Source organism: Armatimonas sp., from assembly GCF_043760365.1.
GTDB lineage: Bacteria > Armatimonadota > Armatimonadia > Armatimonadales > Armatimonadaceae > Armatimonas.
The window spans coordinates 1-4,228 of record NZ_JAYUPA010000622.1 but is presented as its reverse complement, the minus strand read 5'-3'; the positions used below and the strand labels follow the sequence as shown (position 1 = coordinate 4,228).

5 protein-coding genes are annotated in these 4,228 nt (G+C 50.8%); 3 read left to right on the top strand and 2 right to left on the bottom strand.

Translation table 11 applies throughout. From position 1 onward, the window contains the following. The coding region (locus ACH2EH_RS14205) for a hypothetical protein (RefSeq protein WP_395142701.1) at nucleotides 1-116 on the bottom strand (116 nt) is incomplete at its 3' end. A gap of 23 nt (nucleotides 117-139) precedes the next feature. Continuing rightward, on the bottom strand, nucleotides 140-301 hold the full coding sequence (locus tag ACH2EH_RS14200) for a hypothetical protein (RefSeq protein WP_395142700.1): 162 nt from the start codon (nucleotides 299-301) through the stop codon (nucleotides 140-142). A 254-nt stretch (nucleotides 302-555) separates the two neighbouring features. Here ACH2EH_RS14200 and ACH2EH_RS14195 point away from each other — a divergent pair, with 254 nt between their 5' ends. From ACH2EH_RS14195 to ACH2EH_RS14185, 3 genes are all read left to right on the top strand, one after another. After that, nucleotides 556-2,820, top strand: a complete 2,265-nt coding sequence (locus tag ACH2EH_RS14195) for a hypothetical protein (protein WP_395142699.1) — start codon at nucleotides 556-558, stop codon at nucleotides 2,818-2,820. A gap of 162 nt (nucleotides 2,821-2,982) precedes the next feature. Beyond that, a complete protein-coding gene (locus tag ACH2EH_RS14190; RefSeq protein WP_395142698.1) occupies nucleotides 2,983-3,243 on the top strand; it encodes a hypothetical protein in 261 nt (86 codons plus the stop codon). A 4-nt stretch (nucleotides 3,244-3,247) separates the two neighbouring features. Then, the coding region (locus tag ACH2EH_RS14185) for a J domain-containing protein (RefSeq protein ID WP_395142697.1) at nucleotides 3,248-4,228 on the top strand (981 nt) is incomplete at its 3' end.

The following is a 4,228-nucleotide window of genomic DNA, read 5'->3' as shown; positions in this document are numbered from 1 at the left end:
ATTGCCTCCTGCCGCCCAAAGGGCACGACCACGCAGTCCCCCACCGTCAGCTCGTCCAGCTCCTCAGGAACCCGGTAGGTCAGCGGCTGCTTGATACCAGGAGCTTCGACATTCACAACCAAGGAAGCATACACGACGGCTAGGCCGTCCCGTGCTTAATCGTATCCACCGGATCGGACGGCAGAACCAAAACCTCTAAGCGATCTCCTTCGGGAGTGCCAGGCGTGGCATCGAAGAGCCCTTCAATCTCGGTGAGCGTGTCGCGGTAGATCGTGTCGTTGTGAATTGGCTTGATGTCCATCAGCTAAACTGAACCTATTATAGCCTCTCCCGCTACGAGCCGCCGATTTCAATTTGTGGCTCCATGGATAGGTATCTTTTCGTCCTCCTACGAGACGTTTGAAGTCGTCGTCTTTCAGTTTGATCAACTACACAATCCAGCATACCATTAGCTGACCTGACTTTTCGAAGAGGTATACTAGTCCGTAGATTCGGTAACCCATGAAAAACATTTGCCTCATCAGTTATTCCAGTTCAATGAGAACAAGTAACTCAGTGGCCATTCGAGTCAAGATTCCTGTCGAGCCAAGACTGGCAAAACTGGCTATGCATGATGGGTTCACGAATGAGCACTATACTCTTTGGGAAGGCAGGGTCACTATCGATTCGCCGATCTACCATGAAGCAGAGTTCGATATCAAAGCCGATGTGCTTCGCCAGTACCGGGAGCCAAAACCTGTTGAGATAACAGTAACATTCCACCTCAATGTACTGCATCTCTACGAACAATCTACAATCTACCGACGAGCGAAGAAGAAAACGGTCAACATTCTAGCCTACGCTACTGTGGCAGAGAGGGATGCCTTATCCCCCATCCCTTCTCTCCTAGGGGCCATCCATCCGGAGAAGTCCAAGCGACGCCTGGACATCCTCATCGAAGGAGCTGGCCTGCGCCACGCGGCGCACCCACAGCCCGCAGGAAATGTGCAGTTCGTGCGCTATACCCTTCCCAGTTCAACGGACTCGTCGGAGGCATTAACATCCCTATCAACCCGCTTAGGTTCTCATGGGGCACTTAAGCCAGAGGAGGTAGTGTCATCTCTCGCGGAAAAAGGCCCAGAGCTGACACACCGCGACTGGTTGACCCTGATCGCCAACATTAAGCCGATGACACCAGTCCTTGCAGAGAAGATCTGTAGACATCTCTCCGGGCTAGATATCGCGCTCTTTAAGCTTCATGCCCTTCCAGAAGCTGTGGTCTACGCACTGTCACTGTCCTTGGCAGACTACCTCACTGCCTTTGTTTGTATAAAGACAAGTGTGGTCTTGGCTGGCAACCGTAATCTCCAGCAGAGCTACCTGGAGGCAATTCTTAAGCAGTTCGTCACTGAGTCCCGATGTGCCACGATTCAGCCCGACATCAAGGATCTGTTTATAAAACAACGCTTTGTCGAGGTTCTAGGTCACTCAGCACTTGAGGATCCCCTTAAGATAATCCGAGGCAGTATTCAATCTGGTGATCTCTCGGAGGCGGAGCGTAATCTTGCCACTCCTCTAGTTGAGGTGGCGGTGCTAAGTTCAGTCTTTGATAGCCTTCTCAAAGGCTCTATTCATGACTTCCAGCTCTTCCAAGCAGCATTAATATACCAATCTATCCACTGCGAGACCAACTCCCTGCGGGATGTTCTCTCAGCCGTTCTCATGCACCAAGCCAACGCGAGCATCACATTGAGATTGATCTTCTTGACCCTGCAGATGGCTGATGCGTCCATGGAGCAGGATAAACCTAAGTTGGCCTCGCTGAGTTTCCTGACAGCTCAATGCTCAATGGACATGCTCTATCGGAAGATTCAGGCTCCCACCTACAAATTTGTGGGATATGAGATTCTGCGCGAGCACATCAACCGCATGATGGAGATACTTGAACTGTCCGCAAAGCTGGACGATATCGAAGCGCGAAAGATCCACTCAATTGGGTTACTGATCTTGGCAATCCTTTACAGCAAAGATGCATACAACCATGAGAAAGCGGTCGCAGCCGTCGGGGCAGGCATACGCTGCATCGAAGGTGCGCACCTCATGGATGCCGACAATGAATGCTATATCAGTCAAACGTTCTATCGCCACTTGATATCGGGCCTTGAGTACCAGAGTATGGTGATGCAAAAGTTGATCGCCACTGGTCTCGCCAAACTCAAAACTGCCACTCTATTGCTCTTCAGTCTCTCTTATGTTCCCAACGAGGTTTGGACCGCTGGGTTTCTTACCAACGCTAAGATGTTCGCCGATGCAATCAGTGATGCCTTGAGTCTGCTCCTCGATAAAGGGGAGGTTCTTGAGCCACACGAAGGACTTGTGGCTCACAAAGAAGGAGTGCACGCCCTCACCAACTTCAGGCTTGCGATGAAGGATGCCAAGGGAAAGAGGTGGTGCTTCCCCTTACACCAGATATCCTCGTATCACTTACGTACCTCCGGGATTAACCGAGTGAGCGCAGTGATCCGGCTGCTATCAGGCGTCACTGAGGTGGTCTCAGACATGGCTATGGGTGATTTTCCTCCGGTGGGCGTAGTGAACTGGGCGCGCAACATCAACGCGACACTCATTGAGCGTCCTCCTGTTACAGTGCATACCATTGGGCAAAGAGAACCGATGCGAGTGCGTTCAGCCCCTCCAGCTACGCTCCCAACGGGGGCGTCAGGTGAACTTCTTCTAGTCTCATCCACGGTGTCAACGGTGAAGTTCACGAACTGCCGTTTCTGTGGAAATGAACAGGAAGTAGGAACCTTGTTTTGTATGATGTGCGGAAAGGCAATCTAAATGAAAACGTGTTTGAAATGTGCTGCCAGGCTACCCGATGACGCACGCTTCTGTGGTTTTTGTTCTACCGAGCAACCGACCATGTTAGAACTCTCAAATGGCCCATTGCCAACACCGCCACAGCGGAGTTCTCTAGCGGTTGCGGAGAAGTACCCAGCGATCATGAAAGTGGCGCAATCGCTTCTCTCTCTAGCCGATGTGGTAGAGTTTATGGGATACGCCCTGACGCTTATCGGGGGCCTCACGCTATTGTTGGGATTGTGGGGCACTTCAGTTGTTTTGGCGATACTGGTGGCTTTGTTATTTGGCGTCTTCAATTTCATCGCTACCAAGTTTATGGCTATCCTAATGCGTTTTTTGGGGGAGTCAGTTTACATGATTATTGACATAGAAGGACACTTTAGCCGCATGTCCTCAAAGTAAGACTATGCCAAATCAAACGCCGTATGAGGTTCTAGGGGTCAAGCCCGATGCCACCCCGGAGGAGATTCGCTCTCAGTACCGGCTACTAGTCCGGCAGTATCACCCCGACAGGGTTGAGGAGGGTCTACGAGAGACGGCGACCACGCTTTTCCGAAGCATTCAAGCCGCCTATGACACTCTAAATGATCCTGCCCTACGCACAGCCTACGAGACGAGTCAAGGCCAAGGCATGGTGTCTCCCCGCGCGGACACTACTTACACCACGAAATCAGACCTTCGGGACACGACCGAGAACGTAGTATGCGTTCACTGCCACAAGAGCATCGGCGACACATCCGAAGGGTGCTTTGGCTCAAATGGACAACCCTACCATATTCGGTGTTTGCGAGAAATTCGCAAGCAAAAGCCTATCGCCGCCCCTTTACCAGTAGAGACAGTTGCCACGCAGGGAGAGGTGATCACGAAGACAAAGAACAGGTTCAAGCCCAGTCTCGTAGAGTTCTTCCCAGTAGTAGTGTGGGTTCTGGTTTTCTGCCTGACCTTCTACCTTGTGGTGGTCAATGCAAGGGACATCACCGAACTCAAAATGGCTTTTGTGCTTTCATTCCTCATCGCTACCCTTGCCGCATTATTTGTCCCTGGTCTGTGGCGCTTGCGTACCAACTCTCTTATTGACAAAACAGTTGTCGCCCTTTCCCTCTGCATCACCCTCGTTCCCACGGCCCTCACTGTGGATATTTGGTATAGCGGCAAAATCCAAGTCAAGTACGATGCTTTCATCTTCAGAAAAAAATTCAATGATTTCTGTGGTCGCGCCGACGAAAGCAACCTTCAGACATCGATTCGAGAACTCCGCCAAAAAGCAAAAGAAGAAGCCAAGAAGAAGGTAGAAGAGGCCAAGCGTATACTTATACCTAATCTTAATGACGGTGAATCTGCACAACAACCAAACGACCAACAAAAAATAATAGTACCAATCAATAAT

Bases quoted from the DNA above. Each gene is read 5' to 3' on its own strand.
- ACH2EH_RS14190 (WP_395142698.1), top strand. From the start codon at position 2,983: ATGAAAGTGGCGCAATCGCTTCTCTCTCTAGCCGATGTGGTAGAGTTT.
- ACH2EH_RS14200 (WP_395142700.1), bottom strand. From the start codon at position 301: ATGGACATCAAGCCAATTCACAACGACACGATCTACCGCGACACGCTC.